At 69.3% G+C, this 26,141-nt stretch carries 21 protein-coding genes; 5 read left to right on the plus strand and 16 right to left on the minus strand.

All coding sequences use genetic code 11. The features are described 5' to 3' along the window. Position 1 precedes the first annotated feature (1 nt). The 13 genes from F790_RS0104795 to F790_RS0104855 all read right to left on the minus strand — a co-directional run bounded on the left by F790_RS0104795 (position 2) and on the right by F790_RS0104855 (position 11,559). Positions 2-322, minus strand: coding sequence for a helix-turn-helix domain-containing protein (locus tag F790_RS0104795; RefSeq protein ID WP_019022727.1), 321 nt, complete (start codon positions 320-322; stop codon positions 2-4). Beyond that, positions 319-1,329 (minus strand): tRNA dihydrouridine synthase DusB, encoded by a 1,011-nt coding sequence (gene dusB, locus F790_RS0104800; protein ID WP_019590984.1) that lies wholly within the window; start codon positions 1,327-1,329, stop codon positions 319-321. The genes F790_RS0104795 and dusB overlap by 4 nt, the downstream gene beginning before the upstream one ends. 43 nt (positions 1,330-1,372) lie before the next feature. Further along, complete coding sequence (locus F790_RS0104805) at positions 1,373-2,248, minus strand: zinc-ribbon and DUF3426 domain-containing protein (protein WP_026332853.1); 876 nt, start codon at positions 2,246-2,248, stop codon at positions 1,373-1,375. Positions 2,249-2,275: 27 nt separating this feature from the next. After that, complete coding sequence (gene prmA / locus F790_RS0104810; RefSeq protein WP_019590985.1) at positions 2,276-3,157, minus strand: 50S ribosomal protein L11 methyltransferase; 882 nt, start codon at positions 3,155-3,157, stop codon at positions 2,276-2,278. A 7-nt stretch (positions 3,158-3,164) separates the two neighbouring features. After that, positions 3,165-4,508, minus strand: coding sequence for an acetyl-CoA carboxylase biotin carboxylase subunit (gene accC / locus F790_RS0104815; RefSeq protein WP_019569504.1), 1,344 nt, complete (start codon positions 4,506-4,508; stop codon positions 3,165-3,167). Positions 4,509-4,542: 34 nt separating this feature from the next. Further along, complete coding sequence (gene accB, locus F790_RS0104820; protein WP_019022731.1) at positions 4,543-5,001, minus strand: acetyl-CoA carboxylase biotin carboxyl carrier protein; 459 nt, start codon at positions 4,999-5,001, stop codon at positions 4,543-4,545. Between the two features lie 6 nt (positions 5,002-5,007). Next, on the minus strand, positions 5,008-5,451 hold the full coding sequence (gene aroQ / locus F790_RS0104825; protein ID WP_018869755.1) for a type II 3-dehydroquinate dehydratase: 444 nt from the start codon (positions 5,449-5,451) through the stop codon (positions 5,008-5,010). Between the two features lie 139 nt (positions 5,452-5,590). Next, entirely contained in the window at positions 5,591-6,163 is a 573-nt protein-coding gene (locus F790_RS0104830; protein ID WP_019569505.1) for a redoxin domain-containing protein, read from the minus strand. Next, complete coding sequence (gene dsbD / locus F790_RS0104835) at positions 6,160-8,469, minus strand: protein-disulfide reductase DsbD (protein WP_019590986.1); 2,310 nt, start codon at positions 8,467-8,469, stop codon at positions 6,160-6,162. Before dsbD ends, F790_RS0104830 begins: the two co-directional genes overlap by 4 nt. Further along, entirely contained in the window at positions 8,457-8,789 is a 333-nt protein-coding gene (gene cutA / locus F790_RS0104840) for a divalent-cation tolerance protein CutA (protein ID WP_019022734.1), read from the minus strand. Before cutA ends, dsbD begins: the two co-directional genes overlap by 13 nt. Before the next feature lie 34 nt (positions 8,790-8,823). Further along, positions 8,824-9,627: an efflux RND transporter periplasmic adaptor subunit gene (locus tag F790_RS0104845; RefSeq protein WP_019590987.1), complete on the minus strand. Its 804-nt coding sequence runs from the start codon at positions 9,625-9,627 to the stop codon at positions 8,824-8,826. Next, positions 9,624-10,928, minus strand: a complete 1,305-nt coding sequence (locus F790_RS0104850; RefSeq protein ID WP_019590988.1) for a TolC family protein — start codon at positions 10,926-10,928, stop codon at positions 9,624-9,626. Before F790_RS0104850 ends, F790_RS0104845 begins: the two co-directional genes overlap by 4 nt. 76 nt (positions 10,929-11,004) lie before the next feature. Next, positions 11,005-11,559, minus strand: coding sequence for a thioredoxin family protein (locus F790_RS0104855; protein WP_019590989.1), 555 nt, complete (start codon positions 11,557-11,559; stop codon positions 11,005-11,007). Between the two features lie 151 nt (positions 11,560-11,710). Here F790_RS0104855 and F790_RS0104860 point away from each other — a divergent pair, with 151 nt between their 5' ends. The 5 genes from F790_RS0104860 to F790_RS0104880 all read left to right on the plus strand — a co-directional run bounded on the left by F790_RS0104860 (position 11,711) and on the right by F790_RS0104880 (position 17,880). After that, positions 11,711-12,211, plus strand: a complete 501-nt coding sequence (locus tag F790_RS0104860) for an FxsA family protein (RefSeq protein WP_019022737.1) — start codon at positions 11,711-11,713, stop codon at positions 12,209-12,211. Positions 12,212-12,365: 154 nt separating this feature from the next. Continuing rightward, the gene (groES, locus tag F790_RS0104865) at positions 12,366-12,656 is read left to right on the plus strand and encodes a co-chaperone GroES (protein ID WP_018869763.1); all 291 of its coding nucleotides are present in this window, start codon (positions 12,366-12,368) and stop codon (positions 12,654-12,656) included. A gap of 51 nt (positions 12,657-12,707) precedes the next feature. Then, on the plus strand, positions 12,708-14,375 hold the full coding sequence (groL, locus tag F790_RS0104870) for a chaperonin GroEL (protein ID WP_018869764.1): 1,668 nt from the start codon (positions 12,708-12,710) through the stop codon (positions 14,373-14,375). 285 nt (positions 14,376-14,660) lie between these two features. Then, the gene (locus F790_RS0104875; protein ID WP_019569511.1) at positions 14,661-15,308 is read left to right on the plus strand and encodes an OmpA family protein; all 648 of its coding nucleotides are present in this window, start codon (positions 14,661-14,663) and stop codon (positions 15,306-15,308) included. A 130-nt stretch (positions 15,309-15,438) separates the two neighbouring features. Next, positions 15,439-17,880 carry a transporter substrate-binding domain-containing protein gene (locus tag F790_RS0104880; RefSeq protein WP_019590990.1) on the plus strand — a complete coding sequence of 814 codons (2,442 nt, stop codon included), beginning with the start codon at positions 15,439-15,441 and terminating at the stop codon, positions 17,878-17,880. Here F790_RS0104880 and F790_RS0104885 read toward each other — a convergent pair. The 3 genes from F790_RS0104885 to F790_RS0104895 all read right to left on the minus strand — a co-directional run bounded on the left by F790_RS0104885 (position 17,837) and on the right by F790_RS0104895 (position 26,088). After that, on the minus strand, positions 17,837-20,050 hold the full coding sequence (locus F790_RS0104885) for a bifunctional diguanylate cyclase/phosphodiesterase (RefSeq protein WP_019590991.1): 2,214 nt from the start codon (positions 20,048-20,050) through the stop codon (positions 17,837-17,839). The two genes, F790_RS0104880 and F790_RS0104885, sit on opposite strands and share 44 nt — an antisense overlap. A gap of 96 nt (positions 20,051-20,146) precedes the next feature. Then, complete coding sequence (locus F790_RS0104890) at positions 20,147-24,331, minus strand: translocation/assembly module TamB domain-containing protein (RefSeq protein ID WP_019590992.1); 4,185 nt, start codon at positions 24,329-24,331, stop codon at positions 20,147-20,149. Beyond that, complete coding sequence (locus F790_RS0104895) at positions 24,328-26,088, minus strand: autotransporter assembly complex family protein (protein WP_369773033.1); 1,761 nt, start codon at positions 26,086-26,088, stop codon at positions 24,328-24,330. Before F790_RS0104895 ends, F790_RS0104890 begins: the two co-directional genes overlap by 4 nt. Positions 26,089-26,141 lie beyond the last annotated feature (53 nt).

The raw sequence follows: 26,141 nt of genomic DNA on the forward strand, positions 1-26,141 counted from the left end.
GCTAGTCGAGCAGCCCGTGGCTGCGCAGCTTCTTGCGCAGGGTCGCGCGGTTGAGGCCGAGCACGGCCGCCGCGCGGCTCTGGTTGTGGCCACAGCGTTCCAGCACGCAGGCCAGCAGCGGGCGTTCGACCTCCTCCATCACCAGGGCGTAGAGGTCGTGGCTGGACTGCCCGTCCAGGGTGTCGAAATAGTCTTCCATGGCCTGATGGACGGACTGCGCGAGGACGCTGTCCGATTCCGGCGGCGCGGCCGGACCCTGTCCCGGCCATGTCGTCTGTCCGTTGCCGTCCTTGCGACGCGCGGGATTCCCGTTGCTGCTCATGCGGCCCTGTCCGAATCGTCCGCAGGCGAATCGCCTGATGGAAACATTGCCTCGAGGCGCCGGAGCTGTTCGCCGGCGTCCTCCAGGGCGAACAGTTCGGCCCGCAGTGCGCGGGTCTCTGCCTCGCCTCTCCCCAGCTGCTCAAGATACCAGCCGATGTGCTTGCGGGCGATACGCACGCCCTGATGCGGACCATATTGCCGGTGCAGGGCGGCGACGTGCTCGCGCATCAGCGCCGCGATGGACGCGGGGCCGGGTTCGTCCGGCAGGACCTCGCCGGCCAGCGCGGCGCGGATCCGTCCCGGCAGCCACGGGCGTCCCTGCGCGCCGCGCCCGATCATGATCCCGGTGGCGCCGGTGCGGGCAAGGGCCCGCCGGGCATCCTCGACGTCGCGGATGTCCCCGTTGGCCAGCACCGGCAGGTCCGTGGCGGCCACCACCCGGGCGATCGCCTCGTGATCGGCCGCGCCGCGATACCCCGCCGCCCGGGTACGACCATGCACCGTGAGCATCGCAATCCCGGCATCTGCGGCGATCCCGGCAATGGTTTCCGCGTTCATGCGTTCGGGGTCCAGGCCCAGGCGCATCTTCAGGGTGACCGGTACGCCGGCGTTGTCGGTGAGGGCCTGCAGCAGCTCGCGGACCAGCCCGGTGTCGCCCATCAGCGCCGAACCGGCGGCGCGGCTGCAGACCTTCTTGGCCGGGCAGCCCAGGTTGAGGTCGATGATATCGGCACCGCGGGCGACGTTTTCACGCGCTGCGTCGGCCAGGGCCCCGGGCTCGTTGCCCAGCAGCTGGACGATGCGCGGTGACGGTTCGGCCGCGTGATCCAGGCGGTGCCGGCTCTTGGCGCTGTCCCACAGGTTTTGCTGCGAGGTGACCATCTCCGAGACCGCCGCGCTGGCCCCCAGGCGGCGCGCGAGCAGGCGGAAAGGCCGGTCGCTGACCCCGGCCATGGGCGCGAGGAAGACCGGCGGGTCGGAGAAATGGTGGCGGCCGAGCTGCATGCCGTCAGTTTAGCAGCCCGCACGCCCGGCGCAGGAATCCGCGTCAGCGGGGGCGGACGTGGACCCCGCTCAGGCGCGGGTGCTCGGTGCGTATGCGCAGGGCGACGGGCCAGGGTCGGTGGGCGGCCATTTGCGGAGGGGGATCACCGTCCGGGGCATAGACCCGCGGATGGATGCGCTCGCGGGCATGGGTGCGGCCCAGAGTGTCCGACAGGGCAATATCCAGCAGCGGCCAGGCCTGAGCGCGGGATTCGCGGTTGTAGAGCTCGAAGATGAGCCAGCGGCCGCTGCCGGCGCCGGCCGGGTGCAGCGAAGGAGTGGAGACACGAACGGACTCGGGCGCGCGATGGGCGCGTTCGGGGCAGTGCAGGCGCTCGCACAGCGAGGTCCGCAGGGTCTCCAGCGCGGGTTCTTGCGTGATGGCGCGTGGCGGGAAGGCCAGCAACTGGAAGATCAGCCCCAGCAGGAGGAGGCTTGCCAGCGCGGCACCGCCGAAACGGGTCCGGTGTGCGCTTCGGGCGGGTCGTATCTGCGGGCCGTCCGGGCGCCCCGGAGCCCCCCGGGCGGGACGCTCGCGCTCCGGCTCGGGATCGGGGGCTGCGGGGGGGCGCGTGGACGGTTCCGGGTACGGCACGGAGCGCGCGGACTGGGTGTCGGGAGATCCGACGGTCGGGTGCGAAAGGGTGGGCGCTCCTTCGTCCGGCCTGCCGGAAGCGGCTTGCGCGGGGGCGTTTTCGGCGGCGGGGACCGGCTGCAGGCCGGCCCCGTTTGCGGGTTCGCCCGCCGGGGCGATCTCCAGAGCGGGGAACCAGGCGAACGCACGGCCGCAGGCCTCGCAGCGGACCCGTGCGTGGTGCGCGTTGCCGGGCGGGCGGGCCACCACGTGGGCAACGCTGCAATGCGGGCAGCGGACCAGCATTACGCGGCAGGCCGTCCGGCCGGTGGGTCAGCGGCGGCGGCCGTCCAGCAGGGCCCAGCCATCGCGGGAATCGCGGACACCGATATCGAATGCATGGGCATAGGCCTCCATGACCTCTTCCGCCTGACGATCCAGCAGTCCGGCCATCAGGATGCGCCCGCCCGGACGGGTGGCCGCGGTGAGCACCGGGGCCAGTTCGATCAGCGGGCGCGTGAGGATGTTGGCCAGCACCAGATCGGAGCCGCCTTCGGGCAGCGGGTGATCGGTGAGTCCGGCCTGCAGACGGTCGCTGCCGATGCCGTTGGCGGCCGCGTTGGATTCGGTGGCCTGGACCGCCTGGGGGTCGTTGTCGATCCCGAGGGCGTGGCGCGCCCCCAGCTTGAGCGCGGCGATCGCGAGGATCCCGGAGCCGCAGCCGTAGTCCAGCACCTCGAGGTCACGCGGCGGGTCCTCGGCCAGGGCGGTCAGGCACATCGCGGTGGTGGGGTGGTTGCCGGTGCCGAAGGCCAGGCCGGGGTCGAGGTGCACGAAGACCCCGTCCTTCACGTCCGGCTGTTCCTCCCAGGACGGCACGATCCACAGCGGACCGCCGCAGTGGATGGCCTCCAGCCCGTCCAGGCCCGCGCGTACCCAGTCCTGGTCGGTGATGTCGGTGACCTGCAGCTCGGAGGGGGCGGGGTCGCGCTGGAGCATCGAGGCCGAGGCCAGCTCCGCCGCGGTGCGGTCGGAGAACACGGCCTTCAGGCGGATGTCCGACCACAGCGGGTGGGTGCCCGGGGGCGGCTCGAACAGGGGTTCGTCGGCGGCATCGAACAGTTCCACGCTGACCGCGCCCAGTTCGAACAGCAGCTCTTCCAGGGCCTCGGCATCGCCGGGTTCGACCCGGCATTCCAGTTCGGCAAGACTCATGCGGCCCTCAGTGTGCCTTCAGCTTCTTTTCCAGGTAGTGGATGTCGGTGGCACCCCGCTGGAAATTGGCGTCGTTCATCAGGTCGGAATGCAGGCTGATGTTGGTGCGGATGCCGTCGACGATGATTTCGCCGAGGGCGCCGCGCATGCGCGCGATGGCGATGTCGCGCGTGGTGCCGTGGGCAATCAGTTTGCCGACCATGGAATCGTAATGCGGCGGGACCGCATAGCCGTTGTAGATATGCGTGTCCATGCGGATCCCAGGGCCGCCGGGGGCGTGGTACTGCTGGATGGTGCCGGGGCTGGGGACGAAGGTCGCGGGGTCCTCGGCGTTGATGCGGCATTCGATCGCATGGCCGTGGATGGTGACGTCGTCCTGGGTGATGCCCAGCGGTTCGCCGGCGGCGATGCGGATCTGCTCACGCACCAGGTCGATGCCGGTGACCTGCTCGGTCACCGTGTGCTCGACCTGCAGCCGGGTGTTCATCTCGATGAAGAAGAACTGCCCGTCCTCGTACAGGAACTCGAAGGTCCCGGCCCCGCGATAGCCGATCTCCTGGCAGGCGCGGATCAGGCGTTCGCTCATGTCGCGGCGCTGGGTGGCGGTGATCTCCGGGGCCGGGGCCTCCTCGATCACCTTCTGGTGGCGCCGCTGCATGGAGCAGTCGCGCTCGCCCAGGCATACCGCGTTCCCGTGGGTGTCCGCGAGGATCTGGAACTCCACGTGGCGCGGGCGCTCGAGGAATTTCTCCATGTACAGGGTGTCGTCACCGAAGCCCTGACGGGCCTCGTTGCGGGTCAGGGAGATCGCGTTGAGCAGCGCACCCTCGGTATGCACCACGCGCATCCCGCGGCCACCGCCGCCGGCAGCCGCCTTCACGATGACCGGGTAGCCGATCTCGCGGGCCAGCTGCAGGTTGGCGTCGGGGTCCTCGCCCAGCGCGCCGCCGGAGCCCGGCACGCAGGGGACCCCGGCGGAGAGCATGGCCTGCTTGGCCGAGACCTTGTCGCCCATCAGGCGGATGGTCTCGGCGCGCGGGCCGATGAAGGCGAAGCCGCTGGATTCCACGCGTTCGGCGAAGTCGGCGTTCTCCGACAGGAAGCCATAGCCGGGGTGGATGGCGCCGGCATCGGTGACCTCGGCCGCGGCGATCAGCGCCGGGATGTTGAGATAGCTCTCGTTCGAGGGGGCGGGACCGATGCAGACCGATTCGTCGGCCAGGCGCACGTGCTTGAGGTCGCGGTCGGCGTCGGAGTGCACGGCCACGGTGGCGATGCCCATCTCGCGGCAGGTGCGCAGTACCCGCAGGGCGATTTCGCCGCGATTGGCGATCAGGATTTTTTCAAACATGCTCGGACCTGTGTTCGGCGAAGACGGTGAAGGCTCACGCGATGATGAACAGCGGCTGGCCGTATTCCACCGGGTTGCCGTTCTCCACCAGGATCTGGCGGACGGTGCCGGCCTGGTCCGCTTCCAGCGGGTTGAGCATCTTCATCGCCTCGATGATGCACAGGGTGTCGCCCACCTCCACCTGCTGTCCGACTTCGACGAACGGCGTGGCGCCGGGGCTGGGGGCGCGGTAGAAGGTGCCGACCATGGGCGCGGTCACGCGGTGGCCCTCGAGTTCCTCCGGTTCATCCGCGCCCGCTTCCTCGGCCGCGGCGGCGGGAGCGGGCGGTGCGGGCGGCGGCGCGGCGGCCGGCATCGGTGCGGGCTGTGCCTGGGGGACGCCCCCGGGCGAGCGGGTGATGCGCACCGACTCCTCGCCCTCGTTGATCTCGATTTCGTGGATCCCGCTCTCCTCGAGCAGGTCGATCAGTTTCTTGACCTTGCGGATATCCATGGGTGCCTATGACTCCTTGATGGCTGCAATCGCCGCGTCCAGCGCCAGCCGGTACCCCCGGGGGCCGAAACCGGCCAGGGTAGCGGCGGCGACGTCGGCCAGCAGCGATGTCTGCCGGAACGCCTCGCGGGCATGGACGTTGCTGATATGGATCTCGTAGAACGGGATCGCGACCCCCAGCAGGGCGTCACGCAGGCTGACGCTGGTGTGGGTCAGTCCGCCCGGGTTGATCAGGATACGGCGCACGTCCTCGCCCGGCGCCGCGTGGATGCGGTCGATCAGGGCGCCCTCGTGATTGCTCTGAAAGCAGTTCAGGCGGATCCCCGCCTCGTGCGCCCGGTTCTCCAGATCCGCCTCGATGTCCGCCAGCGTGGCATGGCCATAGCGCTCCGGCTCCCGCTGTCCGAGCAGGTTCAGGTTGGGGCCGTTGAGCAGCAGGATGGTGGCCATGACGGGAATCGGCGGCGATCCGGACGTGAATGGGGGCGAACGCGCCGGAACATGCCGGCGAATCCATGGCCGCGATTCTGCCGCAGGGCGCGCGGGGTGTCCAGCACCTTCGCCGTGCGCCGGAGCGTGCCCGCGCGGGTCAGAGGTATTGCTCCAGCCAGCCGTGCAGGTCGTTTTCGGTAACCTCGCCGCGGTGGGTCTCGCGCACGGTCCCGTCACGATCGATGACCACGGTGTAGGGCAGGGCCCCGATCCGGTTGCCGTATTCGGTCTGGATCTGCATGGCCTCGTCCTGCCCGATCAGGATCGGGAATTCGATGCCGTAGGTGGCGACGAACTGCTCGGTGGCCGACTGTTCGTCCACCGCGACCGCGACGATGTTGAAGTCCTCGTCCCGGTATTCTTCCCAGGTTTCCTGAAAGAGCGGCATTTCCTTCTTGCAGGGCGGGCACCAGGTGGCCCAGAAGTTGAGTACCACCAGGTCGTCGTCCCACTGGTTGAAGGCCTGCTCCTCGCCGTCCAGGTCCGGCAGGGTGAAGTCGACGCGCGACTCGCCGGTCGGGGTGTCCTCCGGCCCCGCGACGTCGGCGGCATCGACATCCGGGTCGCCGCCGGTCGCGGTGTCGCCGGACCGGTCGTTATCCAGGCAGGCGGTCAGGGCCGGGGCGCACAGCCCGATGGCCAGTGCCAGCCACCAGCGGTTCCCGTTCACGGGCGCACCCCCAGGGCAATGTCAAGGTGCTCGAGGAAGGCCTCGGCGTTGAGGTAACCGACGCGGCGAAACTGCGGCAGTGGTTCGCCGTCGCGGTCGTAGAACACCATCGCCGGCGGGCCGAACAGCTCGAAGTGCTGCATCAGTTCGCGGTGCTCCGAGGTGTTGTCGGTGACGTCGGCCTTCAGCAGATGGACATCCGCGGTGGCGCGGATGACCTGCGGGTCCTGGAAGGTGGTGCGTTCCAGGCGTACGCAGTCCACGCACCAGTCGGCATAGAAGTCCACGAACACCGGTTCGCCGCGTGAGGCGGCCTCCGCCACCTCCCGTTCGAGGTCTTCCAGGCTGTCGATGTAGGTGAACTCCATCTCCGTCGGTCCGCCGTCCGCGGTGGTGACGGCGGGCTGACTGAGGGTGGCCAGCGGGCGGGTCATGTCCTTGCCGCCGGTGGCCGCCCCCAGCATCAGCAGGATGCCGTAGATCAGGATCACCAGGCCGAGCCCCTTCCACAGGGTGTGCCAGCCGGACTTGCCTTCGGGCAGACTCTGCAGCGCCCCCATGTACACCGCGACCACGATGAACAGGGTGGCCCACAGGAACATCGCCACTTCGCCCGGGATGACCCGTTCCAGCAGCCAGATGCCCATGGCCAGCAGGCCCACGCCGAACACCGCCTTGATGGTATCCATCCACGGGCCGGCCTTCGGCAGCAGGCGTCCGGCCGAGGTGCCGATCGCCAGCAGGGGGGCGCCCATGCCCATGCTCAGGGAGAACAGCGCGATCCCGCCCAGCACGGCGTCGCCGGTCTGGCTGATGTAGAGCAGGGCCCCCAGCAGCGGCGCGGTGACGCACGGCCCGACGATCAGGGCCGAGAGGAAGCCCATGACACCGGCGCCGAACAGGGTGCCGCCCTCCTGGCGATTGCTGATGTTCGACAGCTTGCTCTGCACGCCCGCGGGCATCTGCAGGTCGTAGAAGCCGAACATCGACATCGCCAGCGCGACGAAGATGGCGACGAAGGTGCCGATAATCCAGGGATTCTGGAAGGCGGCCTGCAGGTTGGCCCCGGCCATGCCCGCCAGCACCCCGGCCACGGTATAGGTGAGCGCCATCGCGAGCACGAACACCAGCGAGATGAAGAACGCCTTGCGGGTGTTCATCTCCTTCTGCCCAAGGATGATGTTGGACAGGATCGGGATCATCGGGAACACGCAGGGCGTGAAGGTCAGCAGCAGGCCGAAGCCGAAGAACGCCAGGGCCACCAGCCACACGCGCCCGTCCGCCAGCTGCGCCGCGATGCGGTCCTGTTCCGAGGCCGGCGGGGCGACGGCGTCCTCGTCCTCGGGTGCGGCTTCGCCTTCATCGGGCATGGCCGCCGGGTCGGCCTCCTCGGCCAGATCGGCGGCGAAGCTGACCGCGACCTCCTGGGTCAGCGGCGGGTAGCAGATACCCGCGTCCGCACAGCCCTGGTAGTCCACCGCCAGCACGATGTCGGCGACGTCGTCGGCATCGCGCTGCACCGGCACCAGGATCTCCACCTCGTCGCGGAAGATGCGGGTCTCGCCGAAGAACTCGTCTTCGTGCAGTTGGCCGTCCGGCGGGCTGATGTTGCCCAGCTCGATGCCTTCCCCTTCGGCGACGCGCACGTCCAGCTGGTCGCGGTAGAGATAGTAGCCGTCGGCGATGTCGAAACGCAGCACCACGGCGTTCTGGCTGATCGCCTCGGCGGACGCGGCGAACGCATCCTCGGGGTCGAGCAGATCCTCGTCCCCGGCAAGCTCGCCGGACATCTGGCCGAGCTCGTCCAGTGCGCCTTCCCCGGCCGCCGCGGTGTCGGCCTCGGCGTCACCCGGCAGGCCCGGCAGGGTGATGGATACGGTCTGGAAATGCGGCGGGTAACAGATGCCGGCATCCGCGCAGCCCTGCGAGCGTGCGGTCAGCTCGATGGTCTCGCTTTCGGCGGCCAGTACCGGAAGCTCGATGCTGACCTCGCCGCGATAGGTCTCGACCCGCCCGAAGAACTCGTCTTCCTTGATCTCGCCGTCCGGGATCGCCGGATCGCCCAGTTCCAGGCCGGGGCTTTCCGGTTCGAACTCGAACTGCTCGCGGTACATGTAGTACTCGTCCGCGATGTCCCAGGTCAGACGGATGGTGGATTCATCCACCGCCTCGGCACTGATCGCGAAGGCGTCATCCGGGTCGAGCAGGTCGTCGTCCATGCCGAACTGCGCCGCGGCCACTCCGGGCAGCAGCAACAGCACGGTGAACAGGGCGGCAAGCCAGTAACGGAGGTTCATCGGGTGCATTCGCGGATCCAGTTCAGGTAGTCGGGCAGTCCGTCCTCGATCGGCAGGGCGATGATTTCGGGGGTGTCGTACGGATGTTGATCGTGCAGGGTGGCCCGAAGTTCGGGCCAGGCCTCGCGCGAGGTCTTGATCAGCAGGGTGACTTCGCTGTCGACCTCGATGCGGCCCTGCCACTGATAGATCGAGCGGCCGGGCGGGAGCATGTGCACGCAGGCGGCGCGGCCGGCCTCGACCAGGTGGCCGGCCAGGCGTTCGGCGGCGTCGGCATCGTCCAGCGTGGTGATGACCAGCCAGGCCGGTGCGGGGTCGGATTCGCTCATGGTGATGTGCGTCCTCCTGGTTCAGTCCGGATGCTCATTCCAGGCCGAGTTCGATCCGTGCCGCCTGGCCCGCCCGCGGGGCGAGGCCCTCCGGGGGCGTGAACTCGACCCGCAGACGATAGGCGGGGGCGTCCTCTTCGCCGCTGCGCTCCCAGTCCACGTGCTCCACCCGGCCGTCGACGCGGGTGTCGTTCAGGATGACGGTGACCGGGTGCCCGGGTTCCAGGCGTGCGGCGGTATCCGCGTCCACGCGGCCGCGTGCATGCATCGGGTCGTCGCGTCCGATCACCGCGAGAACCGGCGGAACCAGCGCGGGGTTCACGTATTCGTTGCGGGTGACGTCCAGGCGCAGCACGCGGCCCTCTCCGGGCGCGGCGATCTCGGTGTCGTGCACGTCCGCGCGGGCCTGGCGGACCCGGGCGCGGGCCTCGGTCAGGCGCGATTCGGCCGCGGTGTGGTCGATTCGGGCCAGTTCCAGTTCGCGCTCGGCGATCAGGGTCTGGTCGTACAGGTCGCGGGCCTTGCGCAGTTCGCGTTTGGTTTCCGAGGCTTCCAGCTCCAGGCGTTCGACCTCGGCCTGCGCTGCGGACAGTTCCGCACGGGCCCGGCGATCGTCGATGCGGAACAGGGTGTCATCTTCCATCACCCGGTCGCCGGGCCGGACCCCGATCTCCCGGACCTGGCCCGCGACGGGCGCGGTGATCCGGTACTGCTCGCTCCAGGCGAGCTCCGCGTCCACAGTCTGGGCGCCCGCGGCCGGGCTCAGCAACAAGAGCGCGAGGCTCGCGCCGATCGCTCGCCGGGTGGTGTGTGGGATGGGGTGAATGCGGGTGTTCATGGGGTCCCTCCAAAGGCGGTGGCGTCGGCGGCGAACGGACTCAGGTCTTCGCGGCCGGTCAGCAGGGCAAGGCGTTCGTAGGCGAGGGCCAGCTCGAATTCGGTGCGGGCATTGAAATGCGCGGCCGCGCTCTGCTGGACCATGGAGTCGCCGAGGTCGGCCTCGTCTTCCATCTGATAGAGATAGCGAGCCCGGCTGATGTAGAGGTCGCGGTAGTCCATGCGTGCCAGCGCCTCGTCCCGCTGTACCTCCAGGGTCCGGATTTCGTGAACCAGTTCACGCACCCGGTTGCGGGCCCGGATCATGGCGTGGTCGCGTTCGGCCTCGGCTTCCCGGCGCTGTGCCACCGCGCGGCCGACGCGGGCATCGCCGCGGCGCCCCTCGAACAGCGGGACCTCCAGTACCAGCGCGGCGGCGAAGGGGTTGCGGTCTCCGCCGAACTCCTTGTTCCAGTAGCCGGTCTCGGCCTCGGCATACAGCCGGGGACGGCTTTCACTGCGGGCCGCCTGCACGCGGCCGGTGGCGGCCTCGACCCGCTGGCGTTCGGCGGCCAGGGCCGGGCTGCCGGACTCCAGGTCCGCCAGCAGGCTGCGCAGCTCCGGAAGCTCGGGCAGGTCCAGCGGCAGCGGCGGGCCGAGGACGTCGGCCGGCGGGCGTCCGCGGTGATGCAGGGCCTCGGCCAGCTCGGCGCGGCTGCGCTGCTGGCGGTACAGCGAGCGTTGCCGCTGGGTGAAATGCTCCTGGTATTCCGCTTCCGCCTCGAACAGGTCGATGTCGGAGACCTGGCCCAGCTCGTTGCGCTCCTGCATGCGTTCGAGTGTTACGAATGCGGAGGCCATCGCTTCGGTGTCGCGGGCGAAGGCCAGATCGGCGAGGACCACGTCGAAGTAGCGCTCCAGGACCTCCAGGCGGTGTCGGGCGAACGCCAGCCACTCCTCCTGGCGCGCGGCCTCCAGCGCGCTGGCCCCGGCCTCCTCGCGCGCCCGGGAGTGGCCGAAGTCGCTCAGCAGCTTGCGCGCGACCAGGGTCGCCCGCGAGTCGTTGTTGCGGTCGTCGGCGATGTTGTCGTTGGGCTCGATCCAGCGGGCCTCCAGCCGCGCGTCCACGCGCAGGTCACGGTCGGCGCGCGTGGCTTCCAGCTCCGCTTCGGCCGCTTCGCGTCGGGCGCGGGCCTGCTGCACGCGGGGGTGCATCGCATTCACTGCCTCGATGGCATGCTGCAGCCGCAGGGGCTGGGGCAGCGGCTCGATGTCCGGCACCACCTCGGCCGACGCGGGACCGCCCGTGCCGACGGCCAGCACGAGGCACGCCGTCAGGAGGGCGCCGGCACGGCGCCCCCGGACAGGGAGACGAGGAGTCATGTCCGCTCCTTTGCGTTCAGCGGCCGCGCTGCTCGCGGCGGAAGCGATTGAAGTTGGTTTCTTCGTGGTGCCCCTCGGCGACAAAGCGCCCCAGGGTCAGGAATTCGTCCGCATCGCGGGTGGCCCCGGTAAAGCGGTGGACCGGTTCGCCGTCCAGGTCGAAGAACTGAAAGACCGGCGTGGCGCGCACACGGAAGTCGCGCGTGGCGAAATCGGCCATCCGCCGGGTCTCGCCGTCGAAGTTGGTGATCTCGACGTCGCCTTCGATGTCCACGCTGAAGATGGCGAAGTGTTCGCGGTAGTAGTCCTGCACCTGCGGCTGATTGAGTACCTGGTTCTTCATCCGATGACAGAACGGACAGGCATCCATCTCGAAGAAGATCAGGATGCCCTTCTTGTCTTCCTCGCGGGCGAGCTCGAGCTCCTCCTGGAAATCGCCGAAGGTCGGCTGGAAGAAGTGTTCTTCCGGATCACGCGGGTCGTCCTGGGCGACGGCCGTTCCGGCCAGCATGAACGCGAGCGTCAGCAGCAGGACCGGAATCACTCGTTGGGACAGCGGGCTGCGTTTCATGTGGCCTCCTTTCTCCGGTGGGCGTCTTCTGTCATTGAGACGCAGGGGAGGGTCGCGAAATTCCGGGGTCACGGCAAGGGAACCCGGCCGAATCGACACCCGTACCCGTGACGTGCTCCAATGATCCCTTCTTTGTCGAATCCTCCTGGCGATGCGCAATCCCCTGTTACCGCTTCTGGTCTTTCTCGGTTTCATCCTGCTCGAGATCTTCGGGTTCGCCTGGGTCGGGGATGCCGTCGGTGCGCTCGCCACAGTGGCGCTGGTCGTGGCGACCGCGGCCGGCGGGATCGTGCTGTTCCGGGTGCAGGGTTTCTACCACTGGCGGCGGCTGCAGCAGAGCCTGGCGCGCGGCGAGGTCCCTGCGCGCGGCCTGCTGGAGGGCTGGCTGCTGATGGCGGCCGCGGTGCTCCTGCTGGTCCCGGGGTTCTTCTCCGATGCGGCCGGCGCGGTGCTGCTGGTGCCACCACTGCGCCGGTTGATTGCCGCGGGCATCCTGCGCCGCGGTCTGGTGCGGGCGCGGAGCGGCCCGTTCCAGGGGCCCGGCCATGATGCCGGCGGCCCGATCGAGGGCGAGTTCCGCCGGCACGATGACGAGGCCGGCGGCCGCGACGTGCTCGACCACGATTCCGGCGACGACGATCGGCGTCGCTGAGGGGAACCCCCGGCCCCTCCCGGACGCGTTTCCGTGCTCTTGACTCGTGTTCGTTCGCCCCTATGATTAGCACTCGTTGCGGGTGGCTGCTAACAGGGCATCCATCCGGTTCCCTCAGACCCCTGTTATGAACAGACAGAAAGGAGTTTCCACCATGAATCTGCGGCCTTTGCACGATCGCGTGATTGTGAAGCGCATGGAAGAAGAACGCACCACGCCCGGCGGCATCGTGATCCCGGATTCGGCGGCCGAAAAGCCGATCCGCGGTGAAGTCGTGGCCGTGGGCAACGGCAAGATCCTGGAGAACGGCGAGAAGCGCGCGCTGGACATCAAGGCCGGCGACAAGGTGCTGTTCGGCAAGTACTCCGGCACCGAGGTCAAGGTCGACGGCGAAGAAGTCCTGGTGATGCGCGAAGACGACATCATGGCCGTCATCGAGGGCTGAGCCCGCATTCGCGTCACGTAGTTTTATTCAATTTCAGGAGCAGAATCCGACATGAGTGCAAAAGAAGTCCGCTTTGGCAACGATGCCCGTACCCGCATGGCCAAGGGTGTGAACACCCTCGCCAACGCCGTGAAGGTCACCCTCGGTCCGAAGGGCCGCAACGTGGTGCTCGACAAGGCCTTTGGCGCCCCGACCGTGACCAAGGACGGCGTGTCCGTGGCCAAGGAAATCGAGCTGGAAGACAAGTTCGAGAACATGGGCGCCCAGCTGGTCAAGGAAGTCTCCTCGCAGACCTCCGACAGCGCCGGTGACGGCACCACCACCGCGACCGTGCTGGCCCAGTCCATCGTGCACGAAGGCATGAAGGCCGTGACCGCCGGCATGAACCCGATGGACCTCAAGCGTGGCATCGAGAAGGCCGTGACCTCCGCCACCGAAGAGCTGAAGAACCTGTCCAAGCCGTGCACCGAGCACAAGGCCGTGGCCCAGGTCGGCTCCATCTCCGCCAACTCGGATACCGCCGTGGGCGAGATCATCGCCGACGCGATGGACAAGGTCGGCAAGGAAGGCGTGATCACGGTCGAGGAAGGCTCCTCGCTGGAGAACGAACTGGACGTGGTCGAAGGCATGCAGTTCGACCGCGGCTACCTCTCGCCGTACTTCGTCAACAACCAGCAGAGCATGAGCGCCGAACTGGATGACGCCTACATCCTGCTGGTGGACAAGAAGATCTCCAACATCCGCGAACTGCTGCCGGTGCTGGAAGGCGTCGCCCAGAACAGCAAGCCGCTGCTGATCATCGCCGAGGACATCGAAGGCGAGGCCCTGGCCACGCTGGTGGTCAACGCCATGCGCGGCATCGTCAAGGTCGCCGCCGTGAAGGCCCCGGGCTTCGGTGATCGCCGCAAGGCCATGCTGCAGGACATCGCCGTGCTGACCGGTGGTCAGGTGATCTCCGAAGAGGTCGGCCTGTCGCTGGAGAAGGCCACGGTGGAAGACCTGGGCCGCGCCAAGAAGGTGCAGGTGTCCAAGGAAAACACCACCATCATCGACGGCATGGGCAACAACGACGACATTCAGGGTCGTGTCGCCCAGATCCGCAAGCAGATCGAGGAAGCCACCTCCGACTACGACAAGGAAAAGCTGCAGGAACGCGTGGCCAAGCTGGCCGGCGGTGTTGCGGTGATCAAGGTCGGCGCGGCCACCGAGGTCGAGATGAAGGAGAAGAAGGCGCGCGTCGAGGACGCCCTGCACGCCACGCGTGCGGCGGTCGAGGAAGGCGTGGTGCCCGGCGGTGGTACCGCCCTGCTGCGGGCCTGCAATGCCATCCGCGACCTCAAGACCGACAACGAGGAGCAGAACGCCGGTATCAACATCGCCCGCCGCGCGATGGAAGAGCCGCTGCGCCAGATCGTCTACAACACCGGTGACGAGCCGTCCGTAGTCCTCAACCAGGTGCTGGAAGGCGAGGGCAACTACGGCTACAACGCCGCAACCGGCGACTTCGGCGACATGATCGACATGGGCATCCTGGATCCGACCAAGGTGACCCGTTCGGCGCTGCAGAACGCGGCATCGGTCGCGGCCCTGATCATCACCACCGAGGCGATGGTGGCCGATCTGCCGAAGAGCGACGACAACGCCGGCGGTGGCGGCGGTGACGACATGGGCGCCATGGGTGGCATGGGCGGAATGGGAGGCATGGGCGGCATGATGTAATGCCGGCCCGGCCTCACCGGCCAGCCCCCGGGACCCCGCTTCGGCGGGGTCTTTTTGATGGAGGCGCCGTCAAAATGTCTCATGTATGGCACAGCGTTGTGACACCGAGACAGAATCCACGTTTGATTGCGTGCAAAACCGTGAATGGTGTGCCACTATCAAGGCGATGTGGAGGGTCCGGGCCGTGAGCCGTCCTTCCGTCCGGATAGGGCCGGGATCGGTGTGCAGGCGTCGCTTCCTGAATTCCCGCAATCCGTCGTCATCGTTTCTCCAAGGAGGCAAAGAATGAATCAGAAGCTTGTCAAGAACCTGCTGGCCGCCTCGGTGGCCTCGCTCATGTTCGGCGCGGCCGGCCAGGCCGTGGCGGGCAGCCACTCCACCCCCGCCGCCAACGTCACCGACTCCTCCGGTGCCGTGGTCATCGACGGTTCCGGCGAGTGCGTGCGCACCTCGAGCTGGGCGCCCGAGTACGTGCGCCATTCGCAGTGCGCCGGCTACATCGAAGAAACCGCCGAAGCGCCCGAGCCGGATCCGGAACCCGCTCCGGCCCCGAGCCCCGAGCCGGAATTCGAAACCACGACCCTGAGCGCCGAAGTGCTGTTCGAATTCGACAGCGCCGAGCTGCGTTCCGAAGGCCGTGCCGAGCTGCGTGACCTGGTGGCCGACCTGACCGCCGACGGTGCCTCCTACACCTCCGTGCTGGTCGAGGGTCACACCTGCACGATCGGTCCGGCGGACTACAACCAGGGCCTGTCCGAGCGTCGCGCGCAGAGCGTGGCGGACTTCCTCGCTTCCGAGGGCATCCGCGAGAGCGACATCGAGTCCATGGGGCATGGCGAAGACCGTCCCACCGCGGACAACTCCACCCGTGAAGGCCGCGAGGCCAACCGTCGCGTGGAAGTGACCTCCGACGTGGAGCGCCGGGTCGACTGATCGACCCCGCTCCGGATCGGAGTGCCGGACCCCCGGCCGCTTTCGCGGTCGGGGGTTTTTTTGTGTACGCTCCCGGAAAATCGCGATGACCGCCGAGCGCGCGTCGTCCGCTGCCGCGACAGGGAGGGTCATGCCAAGCGCATTCCGCCGGGGTCCGAATTCGCGCCGTACCATCTGCTTCCGGTCGGTCGCGGCTTTCTTTGCGCTCGCCTGGCTGCTGGCCGGGCTGCTGCTGTCGGCCGTCCCCGCGCACGCTGCGGACGAGCCGTGGCGGGTGGCCGTGGCCGAGACGGGCTGGCCCCCGTTCGAGTATCTCGACCATCGGGGCGAGTGGTCCGGGCTGACCTCGGATTACCTGCGCCTGATCGCCCAGCGCCAGGGTCGTGAGCTGGAGACCGTGGTGGTCCCGGACTGGGACGCGGTCCTGGAGGCGGTGGAGACCGGAGACGCGGACGTCGCGGGCTCCTTCGCGCGGGTCGAGGGCCGCGCCGAAGCGCTGAACTACACCGAAAGCTATGTCGACAATCCCGTGGTCCTGGTGACTCGGCGGGACACCACGGATCTGCGTCAGCTGGAGGATCTCGCGGGCCAGAGCCTCGCGATCGAGCGCGGTCACGCTCTGGACCAGCTGATCCCTGGCTCGCATCCGCAGATCGACCTGCAGCGCTTCGCCGATGCTGAGGCCGCGTTGCAGGCCGTGGCAACCGGCGAGGCGGAGGCCTGGGCCGGGAGCCTGCTGGTGATGGCCTGGGTCGCGGAACGTCATGGCCTGGCCAACCTGCAGGTGCGCGGGCCTTTGCCCTTTGCCACCGGCTCGCTGCGTTTCGTGACCGGGCCGTCCGAAACGGCGCTGCGGGATGCGCTTGATCGGGAACTGGCGGCGATGGACGACACCACCCACGCCGAGCTGCGGCGTCCGTGGATGGCGGACGCGGTGACGGCCTGGGGCACCGGACGGCTGGTCGAGCTGACCGACGAGGAGCGCGCCTGGCTGGGCGAGCACGGCGCGATCCGCTATGCCGCCACCCCGGACTGGCCGCCGTTCGACGACCTCGGGCCCGAGGGTCAGCATCGGGGGATCAGCGCGGACTTCCTCCGGCACGTGGCGGAACGCACCGGGCTGGTCTTCGAGCATGTACCGGTGGACTCCTGGAGCGAGGCCGTGCGCCTGTTCCGGGACGGCGAGGTCGATCTGCTGACCAGCGTGCAGCGGACCCCGGAACGCGATGAATTCATGGACTTCACCCGTCCCTATCTGGAGATCCCGCTGGCGCTGGTGACCACGGTGGACGGCCCGTCCGTCGGCTCACTGTCGGATCTGGCGGGTCGGCGGGTCGCGGTGCTGGCCGACTCGGGGATGCTGGCCGATCTGCGGCGTGAGCAGCCGGACGCGGAGATTGTCGAGCGCCCCTCCACCGATGCGGTGCTGCGGGCGGTGGCCGATGACGACGCCGAGGTCGCCCTGGACAACCTGCTGGTCGTAGCGGGGCCGGTGAGGGCGCGCTACGCCGGACTGCTGGAGGTCGCTTCCACCGTCGATGGCGCGGACGAGCGCCTGCGCCTCGCGGTGCAGCCCGGCGAGGACCGCCTGCGCGAGATCCTCGACCGGGGCCTGGACAGCGTGACCCCGGCCGAGGCGGCGGCGATCCAGCAGCGCTGGACCACGATCACCATCGAGGAGGACATCGACTGGGGGCGGGCCCTGCGGCTGGCCGCCCTGGTCGCCGGGGTCGCCCTGGTGATCCTTGCCATCGTGCTGTATTTCAATCGCCGCCTGCGCCGGGCGTATGCCGATCTGGAGGCCGCCCAGGCGCAGCTGGTCGAATCGGAGAAGATGGCGGCACTGGGTTCCCTGGTGGCAGGGGTGGCGCACGAGATCAACACCCCGCTGGGCGTGGCGATGACCACGGATTCGCAGCTCAAGTCGGATCTGGACACGTTGCAGCGGCGCTACTCGACGGGCGAGATGACCCGTTCCGATCTGGAGCGGCTGCTGGAACGCGCGCGTGAAGGCCACGACATCGTGGCATGGAACCTCGAGCGGGCGGCCGGTCTGGTGCGCGACTTCAAGCAGGTGGCGGTGGACCGCCAGCGCGACGAACGGCGCGAATTCGAGCTGCGCGGTTTTGTCGACGAGGTGCTGCACGGGCTGTCGCCGCGCCTGTCACGCGCCGGGATCGAGGTGGCGAACGCGATTCCGGAAGGCGTGATCCTTGATTCCTGGCCGGGGTCCCTGTCGCAGATCCTGACCAACCTGCTGATCAACGTCGAGGAGCATGCCTGTCCCGAGGGCTGCCGGGTATGGCTGCGCGGCCGGGTGCTGGACAATGATTGGGTGGAGATCGAGTGCGCCGACGAGGGACAGGGCATGGACACCGCGACGCGTTCCCGGGTGTTCGAACCCTTCTTCACGACCCGCCGCTCGCAGGGCGGCAGCGGGCTCGGGCTGCACATCGTCTGGAACCAAGTGACCGGGCGCCTGGGCGGCAGCGTGCGAGTGGAGAGCGAGCCGGGTCAGGGCGCCCGCTTCATCCTGCGTCTCCCCCGGCGGGGCGGGCCTGCCACGAACTGAATTCGTCGGCGGGCAGGGCCGGGGCCCACAGAAAGCCCTGCCCCTCGTCGCAGCCCATGCTCAGCAGCAGGTCGCGCTGCGCCGGGGTCTCCACCCCTTCGGCGATCACCCGCATGCCCAGATGATGCCCCAGTTCGATGATCGCGCGGGTGATGCTGCGCGCGTCCTCGCTGGTCTCCAGCGGGGTGATGAAGGCGCGGTCGATCTTCAGGCGGTCGGGACGCACGCGCCGCAGATAGGCCAGGGACGAGTAGCCGGTGCCGAAGTCGTCGATCGCCAGCTCCAGGCCCAGCTCGCGCAGGGCGTCCAGGCTGGCCATGCTGGAGTCCACGTCTTCCATCAGCACGGTTTCGGTGATCTCCATCTCCAGCGGCGCGTCCAGCGGCTCGTGGCGGTTCAGCAGCTGGCGCAGGCGCGCCGGAAACTCCTCGTCCGCCAGCTGCATCGCGGACAGGTTGACGCTCAGCCGGCAAGGGCGGTCGTAGCGGTGGGCCAGCGCACGCTGGTATTCCAGCGCGAGTTCCAGCACCCGTTCCCCGATCGGCCGGATCAGACCGGAGGATTCCGCGATCGGGATGAACTCCGCAGGTGACACCAGTTCGCCCTGGCGACGCCAGCGCAGCAGGACCTCCGCACCCACGGTCTCGCCTGTGGCCAGGTCGATCTGGGGCTGGAACCACGGCATGAGTTCGTCGCGTTCCACCGCGCCCCGCAGGTCCTGGAGCAGGTTCAGGCGACGTGCCAGCCCCTCGTCGATGGCACGCGAATAGGCCGCGATCTCGCCCGGGTGGTCGCGCCGCGCCAGGCCCAGGGCCACGTCGGCGTTGCGCAGCAGGGTCTCGGCGTCAGTGCCGTCCTCGGGGTAGCGGGTGAGTCCGGCACTGATCTCCAGGCGCAGCGGGGTGTCGACGATGTCGAAGGGATCGGCGGTCGCCTGGAACAGGCGTTCCGGCGGGGTGTCCGCCGGCAGCAGCAGGACGAAGGTGTCGCCGCTGATGCGACCGGCGGCATGGGCCTCGGGGAAATGCTCGACCAGCCGCTGCCCCAGGGCCACCAGCAGACGATCCCCCGCGGCGCGCCCCAGGACCGAGTTGAACTCGCGAAAGCGCACGATGTTGACCATCGCGATCTGCAGGTTCAGCGATTCTGCCGGCGTCGCGCTGCGCTGGATCAGCGCATCCAGCTGCTGGGCAAACAGCGCACGGTTGCCAAGCCCTGTCAGGGTGTCGAAAAAGGCCAGCTGGCGGGTGCGCTCGTACAGTGACAGGTTGTCCAGCGCCACCCCCAGATTCATGCCGAAGACCTGCAGCAGCTGGCGCTCGACCGATTCCAGTGGCCGCCCCACATGCAGCCAGATCACCGCCGGTGCCTCGTCTTCGCCCGAGCCGATATGCACGAACAGATCCCCGTTGCCGTCATCGCCCATGCCGCGTTCGAGGCTGCGGCGAATTGCCGACACGGGCATGCCCGACCCCTGGCTGTCCAGCGCCTCGCCCGGAGCGGCGTCGATGCCGGCGACCGCCAGCAGTCGTGGGGGATCGGTTCCCTCGATCACCGCGCCGTGCGGCGCGACATCCAGCGCCCGGGCCAGCTGCTGCAGCATGTTTTCGGCAAAGCGGCGCCGTTCGCGGTCGCGCAGCAGCAGCGGCACGGTGTCGACGATGAAGCGCAGGCCTTCCTCGCTGCGGTGCACGATCATCAGGTCACGATAGGCGCGCAGGGCCGCCAGCGTGGTGGCGTACAGCCGCTCCGCGCTGAGCTCGGTCTTTACCCGGTAGTCGTTGATGTCGTAATCCGCGATGACCTGGTACTCGGGGGCCAGCCCCGGGTAGCCGGTGCGCAGCACGATGCGCACGTCGCGGTTGCCGATCTCCTCGCGGATGCCCCGCACCAGTTCCAGTCCGGCGTGGTCGTCCTCCATGACCACGTCGAGGAAGACCAGCGCGATGTCGTCCTGCTGCTGGAGCACGCGCCGCCCTTCGGCGGCTGAGTAGGCGCTGAGGAACTCGAGCGGGCGTCCCTGAAAACGGACGTCGCCCAGGGCGAACCGGGTCGCGCGGTGTACCTCGGGCTCGTCGTCGATGATCAGCACCCGCCAGGCGCGTTCTTCGGTGGCGGCGGCGGGCGGATCCTCGTCGCGAAACAGCGGCGGTTCGGTGGAATCCGGCAAGGGGCCCTCCGGCATGTCGGGGCAACTCCCGCAAGTATCGCACGGGATATCTCGGCGTAACAGGTGCATGGCCCGCAGCCCCGGTCCGGGGCGGGGTCAGCGCTCGTGACGGTAGATCAGGTCGATCGCCTGGCCCTCGCTGCCCGAGGAGGTCTCCACGCTCAGCGAACGGGTCAGTTCATAGCGCAGCAGCACCCGCGAGGTGTTGTCGAACAGCCCGACCGTGTAGCGCAGCAGCAGTCGTGGCGACAGGTAGAGCCCCAGGGTCAGCGCGCTCTGGTCGAGGCCGGCATCGGTGTCCAGCTCCACCTCGTCCAGGCCCAGCTCGGTGCCGATGCGCTGGGTGATCATCGCCCCCTGTTCCAGGCCCCAGCCGGCGGCTGCGGCGGCCAGCAGGTTGCCGTCGGATTCCGATGCCCCGGACAGCGGCCGCCCGGTCAGCAGGTAGGACAGGGCCTCGGTCTCGTCCATCGGCGGTTCGGAGAAGATCCGGCTGCGCAGGGCATCCGGGGTGCCGCCGATCTCCAGGCCCACGGTCACGTTGTATTCGGGCACCCGGCGTACCGCGCGCAGGTCGAGATCGGGCGCCTCCGGCGGTCCCTGGAACAGCAGGATGCCGCGGTCGATCTGCAGGTCCTGGCCGTAGGAGGTGTATTCGCCCTCGGGGATGCGGATCTCGCCGAACATCTGCGTCGGGCGGCCGGTGACCTGTTCCACGTCCACTTCGCCGGCAAAGCGGGCCGTCAGGCCGAAGCCGTCGAAACGTACGTCATCGCCCAGATGCAGGCGCACGCGGATATCGATGGGGAGCGCCGCCGGACGCTCCTCTTCCTCACCGACAATGACCTGATCGCCCGATACCCGCACCGCGCCCGGCGGCAGGTCGGGCGGGCGCAGGCGCGCCCACGGCACGCTGATACCGCCACGGATCGCCAGGCCCTCGTCCGGGCGAAAGCGGATGCGCAGGGCCGGTTCGATCAGGGCCTCCGCATCGGCACGGTTGACCGCGAGGAAGTCTTCCCCGTCGACCCGCAGCAGGACCTGCGGGCCGTCCTCGCCGAGATTGGCGCGGCCGTCGAGGTCGATCCGGCCCTCGCCGGACTCCAGGGCCCCGCTGATGGTCATCTCGCGCGCGGACAGGACATCGGCGCGCAGCTCCGGGATCGCCACGTCGATGCCCGCCTCGGGGATCGCGACCCCGCCGTCGTGGAAGCGCAGCCCGCCCTCCACCAGCGGGTCCTGCAGCGGACCGTCCAGCTCCAGCGCCAGCTCGAACGCGCCGCGCAGGTTCTCGATCTCCGGGGTGGTGGCCGCGAGCCAGGCAAGGTCTTCCAGCCGCGCCTCCAGGTCGCCCTGAATGCCCGTCATCCCGTCTTCCTCGCGCAGGGCGATATCGGCCCGGGCCATGCCGTTGTCGAGGAAGTCCATGCGCAGCTCGGCATCCACGTCGCGGTCGCGCACGCGGGCCGTCAGCCGGGTGTCCCGCCACGGGACCTCCTGCAGGAGGTCGTCGCCGTCGCGCACCTGCAGCACGCCATCGCTCGGGGTGACCGCGAGATCCGCATCCATCCGGCCGTCGGCATCCAGACGCCCGTCGGCCTGCGCATCCACGGTGCCCTGCAGCGCCAGTTCCGGGGGCAGCAGGGGTTCCAGCCAGGCCAGGTCGATGGCTCCCAGGCGGGCGGCGAAGCTCGCCTCCCCGGAGGGGTCCAGGCGGCCTTCGGCGCAGATCTCGCCGCCGTCGCGTTGCAGGCACAGCCGTTCCAGGCGCGCCGACTCGGGACCGCCTTCCACCGCCACCGGCCCCGCCAGGGACCAGCGGCCGGCGAGCGGCTGGTCGAGTGCGAGCTGCTGGATGCGACCCCTCCAGTGCAGCGCTTCGGTGTCCAGGCCGCCATCCACGGCCAGCTCCAGCTGGCCGAATTCGGCGGCCTCCAGATCCAGCCGCGCCCGATGCTCGCCGGCGGTGCCGTCGGCGCTCAGCCGCAGGCGGTCGATCAGGGTCTGCTCCGCGCCGGTGACCCCGTGCAGGCTCAGGTCGATCTCGGCCGGGGCGGTCTCCGCGAGCCCGGTGTCCGCCTCCAGTTCCAGCCGTTCCAGGGCGAAGTCCTCGTAACGCAGTTGCGCGCCGTGGCCGCGGGCGGTGATCCGCGGGGCCTCGCGTTCGCCATGCAGGCGGGCATCCAGCTCCAGTTCGCCTCCCAGTCCCGGCATCAGGGCGTCCAGCCCGGGTGCCTGCAGCGCGAGGTCCAGGTCCAGGGTGTCGGCCACGCGCCCCGCGATCCGGGCCCGGTTGTCCCCCAGCCCGAGTACGAGCTCGCGGATGTCGAGGATCTCGTCTTCCAGGCGCAGTTCGCCGCTCCCGGACACCGGCTGCTCGCGCAGATGGCCGTCGAGCCGGCGGATGCGGGCCTCCACGGTCGGTCCGGCTTGCGGATCCAGCCGGCCGGTGGTGTGCAGGTCCAGCGCGAGGCGCCCGGGGAAATCGGGCGCTGCCAGGCCGGGATCGAGCTCGCGCGCGCGCAGATCGAGGTCCCAGTCCAGGCCGGCACCGTAGCCGACCTCGCCGCTCAAGCCCAGGTGCGCTCCGGGGTCGCTGCGCAGGTTGAGCTCGCGGATGCGCGCGCGCCGGGCGTCCAGCTCCACGCGGCCGTAGCCACGCACCCCGACCCCCTGTGCGCTCGCCTCCAGCGCGGTCAGCGCCAGGCCGGCATCGAAATCGGCTTCGGCCGGTGCCAGGGTGCCGGTCAGGGCGAGCCGCAAGCGGTCCAGCCGGGCATCGACATCGGGCCGGAACTGCGCCGCATCCACCCCCTCGAGGTCGAGGTCCAGGGCGAACGGCCAGCGGGTCTCGGGATCATCGGCCGCCGCCTGCAGCCCGTCCAGGTGCCCCTGCAGGCTCAGGCGGGCATCGCCCAGGCGGAACTGGCCCTGTTCGAAGCGAGCCCGGCCTTCGGCCAGCTGCAGGTCGAGTTCGCCGGTCAGCGGCTGGTCTTCGAAATGGCCCTCCAGTTCGGTGAGGGTCACCGCGGCCTCCAGCGCGGCCAGCGGGTTCTCCGCCCCCGGTGGCAGGCGTCCCCGGCTGGTCGCGCTCAGGCGCCGGATTCCGGCATCCAGCTCCGGCATGTCGTCCAGTGCCGTTTCCAGCGCCGCGAGATCGAGATCGTCCAGATCCAGTCCGAGGTCCCAGGTAAGCTCGTCGGCGAAGCCCGCCTCGCCGCTGATGGCGAGATTCCCCGCCGCGGAGCGCAGATTCAGGGTCTCCACGCGCGCGGAGGCCAGGTCGCCGTGGGCCGCGAGCTGGAGGGCCAGCGCGGGCCACGGGTCCAGCCGTGCACCGGTGGCCAGCGCCAGATCCCAGTCGTCCGGGGTCGCGTCCGCCTGCAGTCGTCCGGCGTCCAGCGTCAGCCGGGTGTCGGGTTGCAGCGCCAGCGCGAACGCCTCCCAGGCGTGTTCCAGCTCCAGCGCGGGCGCGTCGAACGGGTCGTGCAGGGTGGCGCGGGTCTCCATCGCCGGGCCGGCCTCCACCCGGTGGTTCAGGCGCAGGCTGCGCAGCAGATCACCCTCCAGGTCCAGCGCGCCGGCGACATCCTCGCGCTCCAGCCATTCGCCGGCCACCTCGGGCAGCCCCAGCCGCCAGCGTCCGCCGGCCTCCAGCGGATAGTCGCCGCGGGCCCGCAGTCGGGCATGCAGGCTCAGTTCGAGTTCGGGGTCCGGCAGGGCCAGGTCCAGGTGGTGGAGGTGGAAGCGGGTGCCGCGCGCGCTCAGTCGCGCCTGCATGCGGGTGAGCGCAAACAGTTCCTCGTCCGTGCGGGTGATCCGGAAGTCGGTCAGCAGCACCCGGTCGAGGTGGACGGCCAGCAGCGGGATCCGGACGCGATCGGGCAGCTCCAGGGGCAGGGGGAGTTCCCCGGACGCATCCGCCTCGTCCTCCGGTGCCTCGGGCAGATCCACCCGCACCCCGCGCGCACCGAGTTCGCCAAGGCGCAGATCGAGGGCGAGCAGTCCCGCCGCGTCCAGCGCCACCCGCGCCTCGTCGACCGCGATGTTGGGGCCGTCGGGCAGCTCCAGGGTCAGTCCGCGCACGGCCAGGCCGCGGAACAGCGTACCCTCGACTTCCGCGATGGTCAGATCCACCGGGGCGTGGCGTTCGGCCTGTTCGGCCAGCCAGCGCGTCCCGGATTCGCTGGACAGCAGGGCGGCGACGCCGGCGAGCACGCCGAGCAGCAGGAGGACCAGTATGCCGGTCGCGCGGCCCCCGATGCGCAGCCAGCGCTTCACAGATCCGGCCCCATGGAGAAGTGGATGCGGAAATCATCGTCGGAGTCCGGTCCGTGGGCGATATCCAGACGGATCGGACCGACCGGTGAGCGCCAGCGTACGCCGACACCCGCGCCGTAGACCGTGTCGAAGTCGGAGAAGTCGTCGAAGGCGTTGCCGGCGTCCACGAAGATCGCCGCGCTCCAGTCACCCACCACCGGGATCTCGTATTCGGCACTGCCCACCAGGCGGTGTCGTCCGCCGATGATGTCGCCGTCCTCGTTCTTCGGCCCCAGTTTCTGGTAGCCATAACCGCGGATGGAACCGTCGCCGCCGGCGTAGAAGCGCAGGGAACTGGGCAGTTCCCGCACCGAATCGACCTCGGTGAAGCCGACATCGGCGCGCAGCAGCGCGCGTCCCGGTCCCAGACCGCGGATGTAGCGGGCGTTGCCGCGCACCTGGGCGAAGCTGGTGGTGGACAGGAGTTCCTCCGCGGCCCCCTGGACCGTGCCCTCCAGGCGGTAGCCCCGGCGCGGGGTCATCGGGTCGTCGGCCTCGGTCCGGCTGACGCGGTAGGAGGGGATCAGCAGTCGGGAGGTGTCGGTCTGATCGCTGACGGTGTAATCCTCGTATTCGTAGCGCACCATCTCGGTGGTCTGCCAGCCGGACTCGCGCTGCAGTACACGGCTGGTGCCCAGCTGGAAGCGGTCGAACTGCTGGGTGCTGGTGTCCTCGGTGCGCCAGGAGGTGAACAGGTTCAGGCGTTCGCGCAGCGGGTCGCGCAGCGGGATCTCGTAGTTGAAGGCCACGCCGGAACGCACGGGCGAGGCCTCCACCTCGCCGGTATAGCGGTGACCGCGGCGGTTGGCGTAGCGGTTTTCCATGCCGAAGCGCGTGCGCGGGCCGATGTCGGTGGAATAGCCGATACCGGCCTCGAAGGCCAGGCGGTTGCGCGGCTCCAGTTCAACCATCACCGGTACCCGGCGCTCCTCGGCCTCGTCACGCAGCGGGCGCACGCGCACCGATTCGAAATAGCCGCTGTTGTTGAGATTGCGCTGCAGTTCGATGATCCGCGCGGAGGCATAGGGTTCGCCGGGCTCGAATGGCAGCAGACGCTGCATGAAACGCCCGCGCAGGATGTCCTGCTCGATGCGGATCTCGCCCAGTTGGTAGCGCGGTCCGGTGTCCATGTGCAGCCGGATGGACGCGGTACGCTGTTCGGTGTCTACCTCCAGACGGCGCAGGGTGAGCTCGGCATCGAAATAACCGCGTTCGGCCGCCACCCGGGTAAAGCGCGAACGCAGGGCCTCGTAGCGGTCATGGCGCAGCACGTCGCCGGTGGCGATCTGCGTCTGCATCAGGATGGCCTCGAATGCGGGGTCCATGCGGCCCTCGCCGGTCACCTGCAGGTCCAGCGATTCCACCGTGGTGGGCGGGCCGGGGTCGAACGCCAGGTTCAGGGTCCAGCAGGGCCCGGCATCGCGGTCCAGCGACAGTTCCAGCTCCGGATGGTAGTAACCGATGGCGCGCAGGGCGTCGCGGGCGCGGCTTTCGGCGTCGCGCAGCACCCGGCTTTCGCGGAATTCGGGCAGCTCGCAGCGCTGGCGCGCGATGTTGAGGGTCGCCTCGATGTTGTCGCGCTGTTCGGCAGTGCCGCCCTCCAGCGCCAGGCGTGGACGTTCGTCCCCCGCCGCCGGTGCGGCCAGCAGGAGCTGCAGCGCGAGCAGGGCCGCGAGGCAGGGACGGCACAACCGGGCGGGAACGGGGATGGAAGTCATCGATGGCGGGTCACGCGATCACGGGGGAAGGGCCGAATGGGTGTCGACAGGCC

Source organism: Thioalkalivibrio sp. ALE20, assembly GCF_000381405.1.
Classification (GTDB): domain Bacteria; phylum Pseudomonadota; class Gammaproteobacteria; order Ectothiorhodospirales; family Ectothiorhodospiraceae; genus Thioalkalivibrio.

Bases quoted from the DNA above. Each gene is read 5' to 3' on its own strand.
- F790_RS0104795 (WP_019022727.1), bottom strand. From the start codon at position 322: ATGAGCAGCAACGGGAATCCCGCGCGTCGCAAGGACGGCAACGGACAG.
- dusB (WP_019590984.1), bottom strand. From the start codon at position 1,329: ATGCAGCTCGGCCGCCACCATTTCTCCGACCCGCCGGTCTTCCTCGCG.
- F790_RS0104805 (WP_026332853.1), bottom strand. From the start codon at position 2,248: ATGCTGGTCCGCTGCCCGCATTGCAGCGTTGCCCACGTGGTGGCCCGC.
- prmA (WP_019590985.1), bottom strand. From the start codon at position 3,157: ATGAGTCTTGCCGAACTGGAATGCCGGGTCGAACCCGGCGATGCCGAG.
- accC (WP_019569504.1), bottom strand. From the start codon at position 4,508: ATGTTTGAAAAAATCCTGATCGCCAATCGCGGCGAAATCGCCCTGCGG.
- accB (WP_019022731.1), bottom strand. From the start codon at position 5,001: ATGGATATCCGCAAGGTCAAGAAACTGATCGACCTGCTCGAGGAGAGC.
- aroQ (WP_018869755.1), bottom strand. From the start codon at position 5,451: ATGGCCACCATCCTGCTGCTCAACGGCCCCAACCTGAACCTGCTCGGA.
- dsbD (WP_019590986.1), bottom strand. From the start codon at position 8,469: ATGCACCCGATGAACCTCCGTTACTGGCTTGCCGCCCTGTTCACCGTG.
- cutA (WP_019022734.1), bottom strand. From the start codon at position 8,789: ATGAGCGAATCCGACCCCGCACCGGCCTGGCTGGTCATCACCACGCTG.
- F790_RS0104845 (WP_019590987.1), bottom strand. From the start codon at position 9,627: ATGAACACCCGCATTCACCCCATCCCACACACCACCCGGCGAGCGATC.
- F790_RS0104855 (WP_019590989.1), bottom strand. From the start codon at position 11,559: ATGAAACGCAGCCCGCTGTCCCAACGAGTGATTCCGGTCCTGCTGCTG.
- F790_RS0104860 (WP_019022737.1), top strand. From the start codon at position 11,711: ATGCGCAATCCCCTGTTACCGCTTCTGGTCTTTCTCGGTTTCATCCTG.
- groES (WP_018869763.1), top strand. From the start codon at position 12,366: ATGAATCTGCGGCCTTTGCACGATCGCGTGATTGTGAAGCGCATGGAA.
- groL (WP_018869764.1), top strand. From the start codon at position 12,708: ATGAGTGCAAAAGAAGTCCGCTTTGGCAACGATGCCCGTACCCGCATG.
- F790_RS0104875 (WP_019569511.1), top strand. From the start codon at position 14,661: ATGAATCAGAAGCTTGTCAAGAACCTGCTGGCCGCCTCGGTGGCCTCG.
- F790_RS0104880 (WP_019590990.1), top strand. From the start codon at position 15,439: ATGCCAAGCGCATTCCGCCGGGGTCCGAATTCGCGCCGTACCATCTGC.
- F790_RS0104895 (WP_369773033.1), bottom strand. From the start codon at position 26,088: ATGACTTCCATCCCCGTTCCCGCCCGGTTGTGCCGTCCCTGCCTCGCG.